The 16,255-nt window shown below is 71.8% G+C and carries 10 protein-coding genes; 8 read left to right on the plus strand and 2 right to left on the minus strand.

The features are described from left to right. Window positions 1–156 precede the first annotated feature (156 nt). On the plus strand, window positions 157–600 hold the full coding sequence (locus tag K8612_RS05845) for a DofB protein (RefSeq protein WP_128796955.1): 444 nt from the start codon (window positions 157–159) through the stop codon (window positions 598–600). 59 nt (window positions 601–659) lie between these two features. Here K8612_RS05845 and K8612_RS05850 read toward each other — a convergent pair whose 3' ends face one another. After that, the gene (locus tag K8612_RS05850) at window positions 660–1,757 is read right to left on the minus strand and encodes a hypothetical protein (protein WP_223761532.1); all 1,098 of its coding nucleotides are present in this window, start codon (window positions 1,755–1,757) and stop codon (window positions 660–662) included. A gap of 114 nt (window positions 1,758–1,871) precedes the next feature. Here K8612_RS05850 and lpdA point away from each other — a divergent pair, with 114 nt between their 5' ends. Further along, the gene (lpdA, locus tag K8612_RS05855; RefSeq protein ID WP_223740422.1) at window positions 1,872–3,269 is read left to right on the plus strand and encodes a dihydrolipoyl dehydrogenase; all 1,398 of its coding nucleotides are present in this window, start codon (window positions 1,872–1,874) and stop codon (window positions 3,267–3,269) included. Here the strand turns inward: lpdA and K8612_RS05860 are convergent. Beyond that, the gene (locus K8612_RS05860; protein ID WP_223761533.1) at window positions 3,266–4,264 is read right to left on the minus strand and encodes a YafY family protein; all 999 of its coding nucleotides are present in this window, start codon (window positions 4,262–4,264) and stop codon (window positions 3,266–3,268) included. The genes lpdA and K8612_RS05860 overlap by 4 nt on opposite strands. Window positions 4,265–4,366: 102 nt before the next feature. Here K8612_RS05860 and K8612_RS05865 point away from each other — a divergent pair, with 102 nt between their 5' ends. The 6 genes from K8612_RS05865 to pbpC all read left to right on the plus strand — a co-directional run bounded on the left by K8612_RS05865 (window position 4,367) and on the right by pbpC (window position 16,244). After that, window positions 4,367–5,323, plus strand: coding sequence for an SDR family oxidoreductase (locus tag K8612_RS05865; protein ID WP_223761534.1), 957 nt, complete (start codon window positions 4,367–4,369; stop codon window positions 5,321–5,323). Window positions 5,324–5,387: 64 nt separating this feature from the next. Then, entirely contained in the window at window positions 5,388–6,995 is a 1,608-nt protein-coding gene (locus K8612_RS05870) for a hypothetical protein (protein ID WP_223761535.1), read from the plus strand. 174 nt (window positions 6,996–7,169) lie between these two features. Further along, window positions 7,170–7,628, plus strand: coding sequence for a hypothetical protein (locus K8612_RS05875; RefSeq protein ID WP_223761536.1), 459 nt, complete (start codon window positions 7,170–7,172; stop codon window positions 7,626–7,628). A 98-nt stretch (window positions 7,629–7,726) separates the two neighbouring features. Then, window positions 7,727–7,939 carry a hypothetical protein gene (locus K8612_RS05880; protein WP_223761537.1) on the plus strand — a complete coding sequence of 71 codons (213 nt, stop codon included), beginning with the start codon at window positions 7,727–7,729 and terminating at the stop codon, window positions 7,937–7,939. Window positions 7,940–8,043: 104 nt separating this feature from the next. Then, complete coding sequence (locus K8612_RS05885) at window positions 8,044–13,941, plus strand: Ig-like domain-containing alpha-2-macroglobulin family protein (protein WP_223761538.1); 5,898 nt, start codon at window positions 8,044–8,046, stop codon at window positions 13,939–13,941. Further along, a complete protein-coding gene (gene pbpC, locus K8612_RS05890) occupies window positions 13,938–16,244 on the plus strand; it encodes a penicillin-binding protein 1C (protein ID WP_223761539.1) in 2,307 nt (768 codons plus the stop codon). Before K8612_RS05885 ends, pbpC begins: the two co-directional genes overlap by 4 nt. The last annotated feature ends 11 nt before the right edge of the window (window positions 16,245–16,255 follow it).

A 16,255-nucleotide genomic window follows, 5' to 3' on the forward strand; every position in this document is an offset into this window, starting at 1 on the left:
ACAGCGTGGCTGGCACACAGGCGCGCCAAAGGTGCAGGCGTGTGTCCGCTACTCTTCAACCGCCTCTGCGATCCTGGTACAGATTCCGCCCTGCGACACGGGCCGTGCCCGACGAAGCGGCCCCGTCGTCATCAGCGTTCGCATCCCGGAGGCTTCGTGTCTGCCACGTACCAATCCGAACTCATCGACCGCGTCCTGTTCTCGCGGTGGCACAACCCGCCGACGAAGGACGACGTCCAGGCCATCATGGCGCAGATGGAGGACGCGACGCAGCGGCTGGGGCAGAACGTCCTCTACATCGCCTCCATCAGCCCCAAGGCGAAGGTTCCCGACGCGACCGAGCGCGCGCACCTGAACCAGATGGTGGCCGAGGGCCGCCGCTACTGTGAGCAGTCCTGGCTCGTGTACGAGGGCACGGACCTGCAGCACAACCTGCAGCGAGTCATCATCTCGGGCGTGCTCATCCTCACGCGCACGTTCGACAACTACCTGTCGGTCGCGAAGTCGGCGGACGCCATCGTCAAGGACGTCTCCACCGCCCTGAAGAAGGACGCGTCCGGCATCTTCCGTCAGGCGCGCGAGCGCGGCCTGATCGCCTGAGGACCCACGCGGGCGACGTCGGAGCCCCTCCGACGCCGCGTGCGTGAAGGCGCCCGTGCCTACCGGGCGCCGATGATCTCCAGCTCCTTCAGCTCCACCCCCGGCCGCTCCGGCAGGACGCTCACCGCTTCCACGTCGAGCAGGGGGACCCCGGGCTTGCAGATCTCCCACCTGCCCGTGCCGTGGAAGCGGCAGACGGTGGGATCCACGAAGAAGCCCTTGCCCCCCGGCTCCGCGTGCCCCACGCCGTCCGGTGCGCGCACGTGTGCCCGCAGCGAGCCCGGCCCCGTCGCCCGCACCTGGAAGGACGCCACGGACTTCAGCGACGGCGCGTACGCGAGCCGCAGCGCGCTGCCCGTGCCCGCGTCCGCCATGGGCAGCTTCACCCCGGACAGCTCGTCCCGGTCGAACGCGCGGAACGCGTCCCCGGGCCCCGCCGTCTGATCCGGCTCGATGGGCTTCGTCTCCACCGCGCCCGCCGTGTTCAGCGTCGCCAGCAGGGGCGCCCGGTGGGCCTGCTGCACCGCCGCCGCGTTCAGGAGCGGCGCGGGCAACTGCCCCGTCTTCACGCACGTGGGCGCCAGCGCCTCCGTGAGCGCCAGCACCTGCGGCTCCACGACCTGCCCCGTCATGGCCGCGGGGCCCACGGCCTGGCGCGCGAGCTCCTGGCAGGCCGAGCCCAGGGCGGCCCCCGCGTGCTCCAGGCTCCAGCTTGCCTCCTGTAGGGGCGGGTTCCCCCGGCGCGCGGCCTCCCGCAACGCGCGCGTCACGGCCTGGGCGCAGGGATTGTCCGCGGGAGCACACCGCTCGCACAGGGTGGCGAGCAGCTCGCGGGGCAGGTCGTCCTTCGCCGTCAGGGGCGCGCGCAAGGCCAGGGCGGGCCCCCGGGCGCAGGCGGCGGCGGGAGGGGTGGGGCAGTCGCCGAGCTGCCGGCGCGCGTCGCTCCAGGCCGTGCCCGCGTCCCCTCCGGCGCCTCCGTCGCCCTGGAGGAGGTCCCCCAGGACGGCGTCCAGGCCCCGGCACGCGGCGGGGCCCAGGTCGGGCGGGGTGATGCGCACCGGCTGCTTCGCGCCCGGCGCCTTCCCGGGGGCCGGAGCGGGCGGGGCTTGATGCGACACGTAATAGAGGCGGGCGAACGCCAGCAGCGCTACTAGCATCAAGAGAAGCGTGTGGAGCGGGAAGCGACGCACGAGCAAACTCCTTGATTCCAACCGGGACCGGGGGTTATCAGCGCCCGCGAGTTCCATCCGCAAAAATGACCGGAGGCGTGTGTGGCTGAGACTTTCGACGTGGTGATCATCGGCTCGGGTCCTGGCGGCTATGTGGGCGCCATCCGCGCGGCCCAGCTCGGGCTGAAGACGGCCATCATCGAAAAGGACAAGCGCCTGGGTGGCACGTGTCTGCACCGCGGCTGCATCCCCACCAAGTCGCTCCTGTGGACGGCGTCGCTCTTCCACCACATCAAGGAGTCGTCCGACTTCGGCATCGACGTGGCGAACCCGACCGTGAACTGGGCCAACGCCCAGAAGCACAAGGACAAGGTCGTCACGAAGGGTGCCAACGGCATCGACTTCCTGATGAAGAAGAACAAGATCACCGTGGTGAAGGGCCACGGCCGCATCGCCGGCAAGGGCAAGGTGGAGGTCACGGCGGAGGACGGCTCCAAGCAGACCCTGGAGACGAAGAACATCATCGTCGCCACGGGCTCCGTGCCCAAGTCCCTGCCGAACGTGGTGGTGGACCACAAGCGGGTGATGAACAGTGACTCCATCCTGACCATCGATCGCATCCCCAAGAGCATCATCGTCCTGGGCGCGGGCGCGGTGGGCTGCGAGTTCGCCTCCGTGTTCAACCACGTGGGCAGCAAGACGGCCATCGTGGAGTACATGCCCGCGCTGCTCCCCATCGAGGACGCGGACATCTCCAAGGAGCTGGACAAGGTCTTCCGCCGCCGCGGCATCGACGTGCACACGGGCGCCAAGGTGGAGAAGGTGGAGCACACCGCGGACGGCGTGCGCGTCACCATGACGGTGGGCTCGGAGACCAAGACGCTGGAGGCCGAAATCCTCCTGTCGGCGGTGGGCCGCTCGCCCGTCACCGAGGACGTGGGCCTCAACAAGACGGCCGTCCAGGTGGACCGCGGCTTCATCAAGGTCGACACGCTGTGCCGCACCAGCGAGCCCAACGTCTACGCCATCGGCGACGTCATCCCCACGCCGATGCTGGCGCACATGGCCAGCGCCGAGTGCGTGATGGTGGTGGAGCACATCGCCGGGAAGAACCCTGCGCCCATCAACTACGACCTGACCCCGTCCGCCACGTACTGCTACCCCGAGGTGGCGTCCGTGGGCCTCACGGAGAAGAAGGCCAAGGAGCGCGGCTACGACGTGAAGGTGGGCATCGCCCCCTTCGGCGCCGTGACGAAGTCGGCCATCTCCAACGAGTCGGTCGGCCTCATCAAGATCGTCTCCGACAAGAAGTACGACGAGGTGCTGGGCATCCACATCATCGGGCCGCACGCCACGGAGCTGCTCGCCGAGGCCTGCGTCGCGATGAAGCTGGAGATCACCACCGAGGAGCTGGCCCACACCATCCACGCGCACCCGACGCTCTCCGAGATCATGCACGAGGGCGCCGAGGCCACGCTGGGTCACCCGCTGCACTTCTAGCGGTCACGGCGGCCCGGCCTCTTCTGGCCGGGCTCGCCGTAGAGCGCCCGCAGGGAGGCCGCCAGCGCGGCCAGCCGTTGGCGCAGCGGTTCCGGGGCGAGCACCTCCACGCCCGCCCCGATGTCGCACAACTGGGAGACCGCGATGGCCTCCCGCTCGAAGTCCAGCGTCACCTTCCGCTTCCCACCGCGTGCCGCGGGCGCCTTGTCGATGCGCTCACCGTCGGCCGGGGGACGCATCCTCCGCAGCGCTGCTTCCCCCTCCTGCGTGCAGGAGAGCGTGACGTCGTAGCGGGGGCGCTCGGTGGCGAACTTCGCGCACCAGTCCTTCCAGAACACGGGCAGGTCGAAGCCCGGCGGGCGGGTGAAGCCCTGGGGGCGCAGCCGCACGTCGCCAATGCGCCCGCCCCGGAAGACGCGCGGGCCCTTGTCCGTCCCCGCGACGAGGTACCAGCGGTCCGCCTTGATGACGAGCCCGTAGGGGTCCACCGTCCGGCGGGAGCGGGCGCCGTCGAAGTCCTGGTAGCTGAGCGACACGCGGCGGTCCTGCCAGGCGGCGTCGCGCAGCTTGCCCAGGTGGGGCAGGGGCTCGCGGCCGGTGAACCACCCGGAGGCGTCCACGTGGAGCCGCTGGCGCGCGTGCTCCAGCGCGGGCTGCTGGAGGGCGGGGAGGGCCGCGGCCAGCTTCACCAGCCCCGTGCGCAGCGGTCCAGACAGGCCCAGGTCGTCCAGGGCTCCCGGGGCGCCCACGGTGGCCAGGGCCTGGAGCTCCGGGCGGGTGAGGCCGGTGAGCTGCGTGCGCCAGCCCTCCATCAGCGCCACGCCGCCGGCGGCTCCGCGGGTGGCGTAGACGGGGACGCCCGCGGTGGTGAGGGCGTCCAGGTCCCGGTGGACGGTGCGGCTGGAGACCTGGAGCTCGCGCGCCAGCTCGCCCACGGTGCTGCGCGAGCGGGCCTGGAGGCGCATCAACAGGTGGACGAGGCGATCCGCGCGCATGGGCCCTCTGGGGTTCGGGAGCGGTGCAGTCTGGGCCGGCAATCATGACAGGGGTTGTCAGGATTGGGGATGCAAGGTGGCGCGTGAAAGGGGAGCACTGACATGAAGCCACTCGAAGGACAGGTGGCCCTGGTCGCGGGAGCGACGCGGGGCGCGGGCCGGGGAATCGCGACGATGCTGGGGGCGGCGGGGGCCACGGTGTACTGCACCGGGCGCAGCGTGCGGGGTGGGCTTGCGAGCGGAGCATCGCGGCCGGAGACGATTGAAGAGACGGCGGAGCAGGTGACGGCGCTGGGCGGCAGGGGCATCGCGGTGCGGGTGGACCACTCCGTGGAGGAGGAGGTGGAGGCGCTCTGTCAGCGCATCCGCGCGGAGGCGGGGAAGCTGGATGTGCTGGTCAACGACATCTGGGGCGGGGAGACGCTGCACGAGCTGGGGCTGGCGTTCTGGAAGCAGTCTCCGGCGAAGGCTCGGCTGATGTTCGACCGCGCCGTGGGCACGCACATCGTCACGAGCCGCTACGCGGTGCCGCTGATGCTGGAGCGCGACCGGGGGCTCATCGTGGAGGTGACGGATGGGGACTCGTTCGGGTACCGGGGCGCCGTCGCGTACGACGTGACGAAGATGGCGGTCATCCGGCTGGCGTTCGCGATGTCGCGCGACCTGCGCCGCACGAACATCACGGCGCTGGCGGTGACGCCGGGGTTCCTGCGCTCGGAGGAGATGCTGGATGGCTTCGGGGTGAAGGAGGCGAACTGGCGCGACGCGGTGAAGAACGTCCCGGACTTCATCGCGTCGGAGACGCCGTCGTACGTGGGCCGCGGGGTGGCAGCGCTCGCGGCGGATCCGGAGGTCCACCGCAGGGCGGGGCGTGTGGTCGCGTCGTGGACGCTGGCGCGCGAGTACGGGTTCACGGACCTGGATGGCTCGCAGCCGCACTGGGCGGAGTACTTCGAGCGGACGTACGGGAAGCCATACACGGTCGCGGACGACGCGGCGTATGCGTCGTGGCTCGGGGGCTCCATCGAGATCGTGTGTCCGGACTGGCCGAAATACTGACCGTTCACGGCCCATCCCCCGAAGTCAGGTGTCGCGCTATGGTCTGACGCGAGAGGTCGCGCACATGGCCAAGGGGCACCGCAGGAACGACGAGCCGGATCGGATCGACGAGACCCGGGTCGCGCCGTTGGACGACGACCTGGACGAGACGGACGAGGTCCGCACCGAGCAGACGCAGGTGCCGGCCTCGGTGCAGCGCGACGCCGCGGAGGCGGCCCGTTCCTCCGCGGCGGCCTCCGGCCGGAAGTCCTGGGGCAACCAGACGCGGACCGCGCCCCCCACGAGCGCGGCCCCGCGCGTGCCGGAGTTCACGGGGCTGGAGACGCGGATGACGCCGCCTCCGGTCCCCGACGATGACCTCGTCGAGGAGACCCGCGTGGAAGGGCTGGCGCCCGTGCCGCCGCCCCGTGGCCCGGGAGCGTGGGAGGAGGACGACGACGCGGAGTTCGCCGCTCCGGCGACCGCCGCGCGTCCGTCGCGTGAGAGCGAGGGTGTCCGGCAGGGGCGCGCGGGAGCGCGTGGCGGTGCACGCGACAGCGGACAGGGTGCTCCCGAGGTCGTGCGTCCGGGTCGCGCGGTGACCCGTGAAGAGGGGCACGACCTTCCGGAGATCATCCGACCTTCACGCGGTGGTGCGCGAGACGAAGGCCAGGGTCTTCCCGAGAACGCACGCTCGGGCCGTGGTGGCTCGCGCGAAGAGGGGCACGACTTTCCGGAGATCATCCGCCCTTCGCGCGGTGGTGCCCGGGATGAAGGCCAGGGCCTTCCCGAGAACGCACGCTCGGGACGCGGCGGCGCGCGTGAAGAAGGCCAGGGCCTTCCGGAGATCGTCCGGCCGGGTCGCGGTGGTGCTCGCGATGAAGGCCAGGGCCTTCCGGAGATCGCCCGCCCTCCCCGGGCTGCTGGCTCCGCTCGTGGCGGTGCTCGCGAAGAGGGGCAGGGGCTGCCGGAGATCGCCCGCCTGGGCCGTGACGGCGCGAAGCAGGAGGAGAGCTTCGAGCTGCCGGAGCTCATCCGCGCGGGCCGTGGCGCCGAACTGGACGGGAGCTCTTCCGAGCCTCCTCGCAAGGCCAGCCGGCCGGAGCCGATGATCTTCGCTCCACTCCCCTCCGCGCAGGCGGCCAGCCAGTCCGAAGCGACGCCCGAGCTGCGCACGATGTTCGCCACCCACTCCGCGCTGCTCGCGGAGCGCCTCAAGGCCGAGCTCCAGCACAAGATCTACGGCCGCAGCCCGCACCGCATCCTCCGCGTGGACGAACCCGAAGGCCCCAGCACCGCGGGCGGCAAGCAGGCCCGTCAGGCCATCTCACTCGTGGACCGCAAGGGGACCGCTCCCGCGCTCGTCGCGGGCTGGGTGGACGTGGCCAAGGGCCAGGCCTCGCTGCGCAACCACGAGGCCGTGGCCAAGCGCTTCGAGTTCCAGCACGGCACTCCACTGGAGCTGGCCCCGGAGGAATACGAGAAGTTCCTCACCGACGTGGACGAAGTGCTGCGCACCGCCGCCATCCAGGTCCGCATCCTCGTGCCGGACGAATCCGCGCCCACCCGCGCCACCGTCGGGCAGCAGGCCCCGCGTGCCACCGGCGTCGCCGTGCGCTGGGTGATGCTGCTCGTCATCGTGGCCTTCCTGCTGGGGATCGCCGCCGGAAGCCTGCTGCCTCACGGCGGTTGAGGCCCGTTCCGCGCCTCGGATGACGGCACCACCGGCCTGTGGCGCGCGCCCTGCATGACGCGAAGGAATGACGCCTCCTCCACGGCGAAGCCGGGCCACAGCGGCTCAAGCCGTGGCCACGGTGACGCACCGCCGAGGCGTGACACCCTCAAGGAAAGGGCTTCGGGCACTGACATGCGACACACCCCTCTGGGAATGAAGCTCAGGTGCTGGGCCGGGATGGCGGTGCTCATGCCCACGCTCGCGCAGGCCGCGCCACCCCGGTGGACCGTCCCGGCGAACGCCCGCATCGAGCACCTGACCGCCGGGATGGAGGAGGGCACCGAGAACAGCACCGACAAGGAGCACTGCGGCGACTTCACGCTCTCGGCGGAGGAGACGCTCACGTACCTGCGCTCGGCGACGCCCATCCCGGAGGAGGAGGTGCACGACCGCGTGGACTGGGTGGGCTGCATCGTGCGGGGCACCCTGGTGTCCGGTAGAGGTCAGCAGCGCAAGGAGGTCACCTTCGTGATCTCCGCGACGCTCGCGGCCCGCCTCCACGACCCCGTCAACGGCCTGCGCTACCTCGTCTGCGAGGGCGCCTGCGAGGCGAAGATGAACGCCCTCATCCAGAAGCACGCGCCGAAGTAGACCTGTCCATTGGACGATGGGGCGCGGCGCACCGGTGCGATGGCCCGGCCGCCTTCCCCCTTCCACCTTGGTGTCTCCCCATCCGGCCGGAGGCACCCATGGCGTCATCCCCTCGCCGTCCGAAGTCCCACCTGCGCAAGCTGCTGGGCGGCTGCGTCGTGTCCGTCGCCCGGGCCTTCGCCCCCACCTCCGTGCTCGCGGACGGCCCTCCGGTGCTGGACGTCCGTCCGCGTTACGGACGCGCTCCGGTCCCGATCCGGTCCTCTCAATCGCTCGGAATCCGAGGCACGGATCCGCGCCTCCCCGGATGACGCGGGAGTGACAGCGGGGCGGGGTGCCCCGTGGTACGGTGCTCGCGTCATTTTTCAGGAGGGACATTCACGAGTGCCCGCCCTGGAACTCCGTGAGCCCCACCATGCGCAGACTCTCCCTGCTCGCCCTCTGCCTCTTCGTCGCCACCGCGTGTTCCCGCGGCGACAAGGACGCGAAGGGCGGCCCCTCGGAGACCGGCACCGCGCCGGCTCCGTCCTCGAAGTCCCCTGGCCTCGCCGTCGAGCCGCTGCCCGAGCCTCCCGCGCTGAAGATCGACGCCGAGGACGCCGCGGCGCAGGGCCCGCTCTCCATCGCCGCCGCGCGGCCGACGGGTCAGGTCTACGGCAGCGCCCGGCCGACCATCACCTTCTCCAAGCCGATGATCGCCCTGGGCTCGGTGGCCGCGGAGCGTGGCCTGGCGGCCCCCGCGACCCTCACCCCCGCGCTGCAAGGCGAGTGGCGCTGGCTGGGCTCCGCGAGCGTGGAGTTCGTGCCGAGCGCTCCCGTGAAGATGGGGACGCAGTACACGGTGACGGTGCCCGCGGGCCTCAAGGCCATGGACGGCACCGCGCTGGCGCAGCCGTACACCTTCCAGTTCGAGACGCCCCGCCCCGCGCTCCAGACCGCGCAGCCGGAGTCGGAGTTCCGCTGGCTTCAGCCGGAGCAGGTCTTCACGCTGACCTTCAACCAGGCCGTGAAGGACCTGGCGCAGCACGCGCGCCTGGAGCCCGCGACCGGCGCGCCCGTGCCGCTCACGCTGGTGAAGGCGACGCCGCTCGCGGACGTGAAGGAGGTGCAGGTGGGCAGCGGCCCGGAGCGCCGCTCCCAGGACCGCCGCGTGAAGTACGAGCTCAAGCCCGCGCAGAAGCTGCCCTCGGGGACGCAGTTCACCCTGGTGGTGGACGGTGAGCTGACGGGCACGGAGGGCTCGCTGCCCATGGGCGAGGCGGTGCGCTACCCCTACGCCACCTATGGCGCGCTCAAGGTGGAGTCCGCGGGCGCGTGCGTGTTCACCTGGGGCGAGCACCAGTGCTCCTACGGCCCGCTCATCCTCTTCACGTCCAACGAACTGGACGTGGCCTCGCTCAAGGGCAAGGTCACGCTGGAGCCGAAGGCGGAGATCGACTGGGAGCGCGCGCAGACGCAACTGCCGTGGTCGGGCTCGGAGCTGAAGTTCCCCTACGTGTCGCTGCCCGGCCGCTACCGCCCCGGCACCACGTACACGATCAAGGTCGCGGAAGGGTACAAGGACCTCTTCGGCCAGACGGGCCCCGCCTTCCAGGGCCAGGTGAAGCTGTCGGACGTGGAGCCGTCCTTCGACTCCGGCTCGCGCGAGGCGCTGGTGGAGGCGTCCGGTGACGGCTCCATCCCCATGGTGACGACCAACGTCCCGCAGGTGCAGGCGGAGGTGTGGGCGCTGTCTCCCGCGCAGCTCGCGCAGCTCATCGACACCAACGAGTGGCCGGCCTCCGAGCCCTACCGCACCACGCTGGACACGAACGCCGCGCGCAACGTGGAGCGCACCACGCCGCTGGACCTGCGCCCGGCGTTCAGCGGCGCGAAGACGGGCCTGTTCCTCGCGCGGCTCGATGCGCCGTCGCTCAATCAGAAGTACCCGCGCCGGGTCATCGGGCAGGTGACGGACCTGGCGGTGCACGCGAAGCTGGGCGCCGCCTCCGGTGTGGTGTGGGTGACGTCGCTGGCGACGGGCGCCCCGGTGCCGGACGCGCAGCTCACGCTCTGGGACAAGCAGGGCACGGAGCACTGGACGGGGACGACGGACGCCAACGGCCTGGCGAAGGTGCCGGGCCTGTCGGAGCTGCTCAAGCCCAAGAACGAGTCCCCCTGGAGCACGCCGTGGGCCATGGTGTCCGCGGTGAAGGACACGGACGTCGGCGTGACGCTGTCCACGTGGGAGGGCGGCATGTCGCCCGGCGCGTTCTCGCTCCAGAGCGCGTGGGAGGGCCGCGTCCCGGACAGCCTGGGCTTCGTGTTCGCCGACCGCGGCATCTACCGCCCCGGTGACGACGTGATGCTCAAGGGCGTGGCGCGCTACCGCCGCCTGGGCGTGCTCAAGGCGCCGCCCGCGAACGCGAAGGCGCGGGTGACGGTGACCAGCTCGCGCGGTGAGAAGGTCTTCCAGACGGAGGCCCCCGTCACGAAGTACGGCACCTTCAGCGCGGAGCTCAAGCTGGGCAAGGACATGCCGCTCGGCTACTACGACGTGTCCGCGCAGTTGAAGGTCGGCGGCGAGACGCTGAGCTACGGCGGCACCTTCCGCGTGGAGGAGTACCGCGCGCCGCAGTTCCGCGTGGACGTGGCGGTGCCGAAGAAGGACGTCGCGGCCGGCGAGCCGCTCACCGCCCGCGTGGACGCGCGCTACCTGTTCGGCGGCGCCATGGGCGACGCGCAGGTGCGCTGGAACGTGCAGCGCGAGAGCTCCTTCTTCACGCCCCCGGGCAACGAGGCCTTCACCTTCGGGGTGAACACCTGGTGGTGGGACGATGATCAGCCGGAGCACAGCCGCGAATCGTTCGGCTCCGGTGACGGCCGCACGGACGCGCAGGGACAACTGGCGCTGGCGCTGGGCAACGCGGACGCGCCCGGCGGCAAGACGTGGGAGTACACGCTGGAGGCGGAGGTGGAGGACGTCAACCGCCAGCGCGTGGCCAACCGCAACCTCATCATCGTGCACCCCGCGGACGTCTACGCGGGCCTGCGCACGCTCTCCACCGGCTTCGCGGAGGCCGGCAAGGAGGTGGGCCTGGAGCTGGTCGCCGTCACGCCGCAGGGCAAGCGCCAGGAAGGCGTCGCGGTGGACGTGAACATCAAGCGCCGCGAGTGGAAGTCCATCCGCAAGAAGGGCGACGGCGGCCAGTGGTTCACCGTCACCGAGCCGGTGGAGACGGAGGCGGCGAAGTGCTCCGTGAAGAGCGCGGCGACGCCGCAGCCGTGCAAGTTCACCCCCGCGGAGCCCGGCCTCTACGTGATGGAGGCGGTGGCCACGGACGCGAAGGGCCGCAAGGCGACGACGCGCGACTCGCTCTACGTCACCGGCTCCGGCTGGGTGTCCTGGCAGCGCAACGACACGGACCGCATCGACCTGGTGGCGGACAAGCAGTTGTACGACGTGGGGGACACCGCGAAGGTGCTGGTGAAGAGCCCGTACCCGCAGGCGGACGCCATCGTCACGGTGGAGCGCGAGGGCGTGCTCAGCGTGCGCCGCGTGAAGCTCAAGGGCAGCGCCACCGCGCTGGACGTCCCGCTGGGCGAGGGCGCCATCCCCAACGTCTTCGTGGGCGTGGTGCTGGTGCGCGGCCGCGTGGAGGCGGCCAAGGGCATCGAGTCCGGTGACGACCCGGGCCGCCCCGCGGTGCGCGTGGGCTACACCCAGCTCCGGGTGGAGAAGAAGTCCAAGCGCCTGGCCGTGACGCTGACGCCGGACGCGCAGGAGAAGCGCCCGCGCGACAAGGTGACGGTGAACGTCGCGGTGAAGGACGCGACGGGCAAGGGCGCGAAGTCGGAGGTCACGCTCTGGGCCGTGGACGAGGGCGTGCTGCGGCTGACGGGCTACAAGACGCCGGATCCGCTGGACGCGATGTTCCAGGAGCGCGGCCTGTCGGTGCGCATTGGCGAGCCGCTCATCCACCTGGTGCTGCGCAAGCTGTACGGCGAGAAGGGCTCGCGCCCGGGCGGCTCCGGCGGCTCCGACGCGACGGGCTCCGGCATCCGGTCCAACTTCAAGACGACGGCGGTGTTCCAGTCGGTGGAGACGGACGACCAGGGCCAGGCGAAGGTGGAGTTCACGCTGCCGGACAACCTGACCACCTTCCGCATCATGGCGGTGGCCGTGACGGACGCGGACCGCTTCGGCGTGGGCGAGAGCAAGGTGCAGGTGGCCAAGCCGCTGCTGGCGCTGCCGGCGCTGCCCCGCCTGGTGCGCGTGGGTGACAAGGCCGAGGCCGGCGTGGTCATCCACACCACCAACCCCGCCATCAAGGAGGCCAAGGTCACCGCGCGGCTCACCGGGGTGCGCGTGGAGGGGCCCTCGGAGAAGACGGTGCAGTTGGACGGCAAGGCCCGCGAGGTGCGCTTCACCTTCGTGGCCGAGCAGCCGGGCACCGCGGTGCTGCGCTTCGCCGTCGCGGGCGGTGGGGAGACGGACGGGGTGGAGCAGCAGATCCCCGTGCAACTGCCCGTGGGCATGGAGGCGGTGGCCACCTATGGCGACACCACGGGTGAGCGCGTGGAGGGGCTCAAGCCGCCGGGCGGCGTGCGTCCGGGCATGGGCGGCCTCACGCTGACGATGTCCTCCACGGTGATGGGCGGGTTCGACGAGTCGATGAACCAGTTGGTGGACTACCCCTACGGCTGCCTGGAGCAGATGTCGTCGCGGCTGGTGCCGTTCGTCGCGCTGCGTGAGCTGTCCGGCAAGTTCGGCGTGGCGTGGACCGGCGGCTCGGAGGAGCAGAAGCAGGCGTTCGTGCGCGGCTTCCTCAGCGAGGACGCACTGAAGACGCAGGGCTCGCTGGATCCGGACACGGTGGTGACGGCGACGGTGCGCAAGATCCAGGCGCTCCAGAACCACGACGGCGGCTTCCGCTTCTGGGCCTCCAGCGACTGCTCGTCGCCGTATGCGTCCGCGTACGCGACGCTGGCGTTGGCGCGCGCGAAGGAGGTGGGCTACCCGGTGGACGCGGCCGTGCTCGACAAGGCGAGGAAGTTCCTGGCGGACAAGGTGGCGGCGGGCGTGTGCATGCAGTGCGCCTACGGCTGCAGCGGGGTGGGTCTGGAGACGCGGGCCTTCGCGCTCTACACGCTGGCGCGCATGGGGTCGCCGCGGCCGTCGTACTACAACGAGCTGTTCGAGCAGCGGGAGAAGCTGCCGCTCTTCGCGCGGGCGATGCTGACGGACGCCATCTTCGTGGGGAAGGGCAACCGCGCGCAGGGCCAGAAGATGCTCCAGGAGCTGCTCAACACGGCCCAGGAGACCGCGGCGGGCGTGCACTTCCAGGAGACGGACCCGAAGACGTACGCGCCGCTCTGGTCCTCCGACACGCGCACCACGGCGCTGGTGCTCCAGACGCTGGCGGACGTGCAGCCGGACCACCCCTACGTGTCGAAGATGGGCCGCTACCTGGCGTCCGCGCGCGAGGGTGACGGGCGCTTCCGCAACACGCAGGAGGCGGCCTTCACGCTGATGGCCCTGTCGGAGGTGGTGCGCCGCAAGGAGACGGCCGCGCCGTCCTTCGAAGCGGTGGTGAAGCTGGGCGGGCAGGTGATTGCCTCCGCCGACTTCAAGGGCCGCGACATGGGCGTGAAGACGGTGCAGGTCCCGGTGGAGAAGCTGGGCCCGGCGGACAAGGCGCAGCCGCTCACCTTCGGGGTGAACGGCACGGGCAACCTCTACTACGGGGCGCTCCTGCGCTACGCGCCGGCGCAGTTGCCGGTGGACCCGCTGGACCGGGGCATCATCGTCCAGCGCTGGTTCGAGCCGTACACGGGCGGCGGCCAGGCGAAGGCGGCGCGCGCGGGCGAGCTGGTGCGCGTGCGCGTGCGCGTGGCCACGCCCATGCGGCGCAACTTCGTGGCGGTGGACGTGCCGCTGCCCGCGGGCCTGGAGCCGGTGGACACGTCGCTGGCCAGCACGGCGAGCCTGCCGGGCCCCGCGGGCTCCGGTCAGGAGGAGGGCCCCGGCGAGGGCTACGAGTACGAGAGCGAGGAGGACCTGTCGGAGACGGACGAGCCCCAGAACGCATGGGCGACGCGCTTCTGGTCGCCGTTCAACCACACGGAGATGCGGGATGACCGCGTGGTGTTCTTCGCCGACGAGCTGCCCCCGGGTGTGCACGTGGCGAGCTTCGTCGCCCGGGCCACGACGCCGGGTGACTTCCTGCTCAAGCCCGCGCACGCGGAGGAGATGTACGCGCCGGAGGTGTTCGGCCGCTCCGAGGGTGGGCGCTTCCCGGTGCTGCTGCCGGACGAGGTCGCTTCGAAGTGAGGAGGCGCCTCACGCTTCGCGGGACGGTGCGCGCCGTGGCGGTGCTGGCGGCGCTCCTGGTGGTGGGCTGCGCGGGCTTCATCGCGTGGCCCCTGCCGGGGACGTTGTTGTCCCGCGAGGCGCTGTCCTCGCTGGTGCTCACCGACCGCACGGGCCACGCCCTGCGCGAGGTGCTGTCTCGCGAGGACGGACGCAGTGTGGGCCTTCCGGAGGGGCGCATCCCTCCGAAGGTGCGGCAGGCGTTCATCGCCGCGGAGGACCAGCGCTTTACGTGGCATCCGGGCGTGGACGTGGTGGCGGTGGCCCGGGCGGCGCGGGACAACGTGTCCGCCGGGCGCATCGTGTCCGGCGCGTCCACGATTCCGCAGCAACTGGCGCGCAGGCTGGTGCCCCGGGAGCGCTCGTGGTGGGGCAAGGCCGGCGAGGCGCTGTGGGCGCTGCGGCTGACGGCGCACCTGTCCAAGGAGCGGGTGCTGCTGGAGTACCTGGACCGCGTGCCGCTGGGGAACTCCACGTTCGGCGTGGAGGCTGCGGCGCGGCGCTACTTCGGGCGGCCGGCGGAGCGGCTGTCGGCGGGGCAGGCGGCGCTGCTCGCGGGGATGGCGCGGTCGCCCGCGCGGAGGGACCCGTACCGGCGGCCGGAGATGGCCCTGGCCGGGATGCGCGACGTGCTGTCGCGCATGGTGGAGGAGGGCTTCCTGACGAAGGAGGAGGCGAAGGCGGCGGAGGAGACGCCGCTGGACCTGGTGCCTCCGGAGCGCGTGTTCGAGGTGCCGCACCTGACGACGGCGCTGCTCCAGCGGCTGCCGGAGCTGGGCCTGGACCGGGCGTCGCGCATCGAGACGACCATCGACCCCGCGCTCCAGGCGGCGGTGGAGAAGGCCATCACGGAGGAGCTGCGGGGCCTGGCGCACCGGCGCGTGGGGGAGGCGGCGGCCATCGTCATCGACAACGCCTCGGGCGAGGTGCTCGCGTACGTGGGGTCCTCGGACTTCCTGGACGAGGAGAAGGGCGGGCAGAACGACGGCGTGCGCTCGCTGCGGCAGCCGGGGTCGGCGCTCAAGCCGTTCGCGTACGGGCTGGCGCTGAGCAAGGGGTTCACGCCGTCGAGCGTGCTCGCGGACGTGGAGGTGCACCTGGCGACGCCGGGGGGCGCGTACGTGCCGAAGAACTACGACCGGCGGGTGCATGGTCCGGTGCGGCTGCGGGCGGCGCTGGCGTCCAGCTACAACATCCCGGCCGTGCGGGTGGCGGACGCGCTGGGGCCGGAGCAGGTGCTGCGTGTGCTGCGCGAGGCGGGCTTCCAGAGCCTCACGGAGAGCGCGTCGCACTACGGCGTGGGCATCGTGCTGGGCAACGGGGACGTGACGCTGCGTGAGCTGGCGCGGGCGTACCGGGGGCTGGCGCGGGGTGGGGTGGTGGGGCCGTTGCGGGAGGTGCGCGCGGCGTTCGGGCCGGATGGCAGGCCGCTGAGGATTCCGCAGGAGCTGGAGGAGCACCGCTTCCTGGCGGCGAGGCCGGTGGAGCTGCTGACGGACGTGCTGGCGGACGAGGCCGCGCGGGCACCGGCGTTCGGCCTGGACAATGCGTTGCGGCTGCCGTTCCGGGTGGCGGCGAAGACGGGGACGAGCCGGGCGCACGTGGACAACTGGGCGGCGGGCTTCACGCGTGAGCGCACGGTGGCGGTCTGGGTGGGCAACTTCGACGGCACGCCGATGCGCGGGGTGTCCGGCATCACGGGCGCGGGTCCGGTGTTCGCGCGGGTGATGGCGCTGGCGATGAAGGGCTTCCGGGCCGCGCCGCTGGTGGACCGCGGCCACTTCGAGTCCGCGGAGATCTGCCCGCTGTCCGGCGATCGCGCGGGCCCGAACTGTCCCGGAGCGATGAAGGAGGTCTACCTGCCGGGCACGGCGCCGCGCCACACGTGCACGATGCACCGGGGCGACGGATCGCTGGACGTGGGCCCGGCTTATCTCGCGTGGGCCCAGGCGGAAGGGTTGACCTCCACGTCGGTGAGCGCGGAGGGAGGACCGGGGATGCAGCCCGGGTTCATCCTGCCGGCGAACGGGGACGAGTTCCTGGTGGAGCCCGAGCTGCCCGAGAGCGCGCAGGCGGTGCCCGTGCGGGTGATGGCCCCCCAGGGCGCGAAGCTGCTGGAGCTGCGCACGGACGACGGCCGCCGCATCGAGCTGCGCCCGCCCTTCGTGACACGGCTGCCGGCGGTGGCGGGAGAGCGCCGGTTGGAGCTCTGGGCGCCCGGTGGCTCCGAGCCGCTGGCGGTGACGCGGTTCCGGGTCCGATGAACGCGGCGGGC

Origin of the sequence: Corallococcus sp. AS-1-6, assembly GCF_020037015.1 — a bacterium.
Lineage (GTDB): Bacteria > Myxococcota > Myxococcia > Myxococcales > Myxococcaceae > Corallococcus.

Coding starts and splice junctions, on each gene's coding strand:
- K8612_RS05850 (WP_223761532.1), bottom strand. CDS start 1,757: ATGCTAGTAGCGCTGCTGGCGTTCGCCCGCCTCTATTACGTGTCGCAT.
- K8612_RS05860 (WP_223761533.1), bottom strand. CDS start 4,264: ATGCGCGCGGATCGCCTCGTCCACCTGTTGATGCGCCTCCAGGCCCGC.
- K8612_RS05865 (WP_223761534.1), top strand. CDS start 4,367: ATGAAGCCACTCGAAGGACAGGTGGCCCTGGTCGCGGGAGCGACGCGG.
- K8612_RS05870 (WP_223761535.1), top strand. CDS start 5,388: ATGGCCAAGGGGCACCGCAGGAACGACGAGCCGGATCGGATCGACGAG.
- K8612_RS05875 (WP_223761536.1), top strand. CDS start 7,170: ATGCGACACACCCCTCTGGGAATGAAGCTCAGGTGCTGGGCCGGGATG.
- K8612_RS05880 (WP_223761537.1), top strand. CDS start 7,727: ATGGCGTCATCCCCTCGCCGTCCGAAGTCCCACCTGCGCAAGCTGCTG.
- K8612_RS05885 (WP_223761538.1), top strand. CDS start 8,044: ATGCGCAGACTCTCCCTGCTCGCCCTCTGCCTCTTCGTCGCCACCGCG.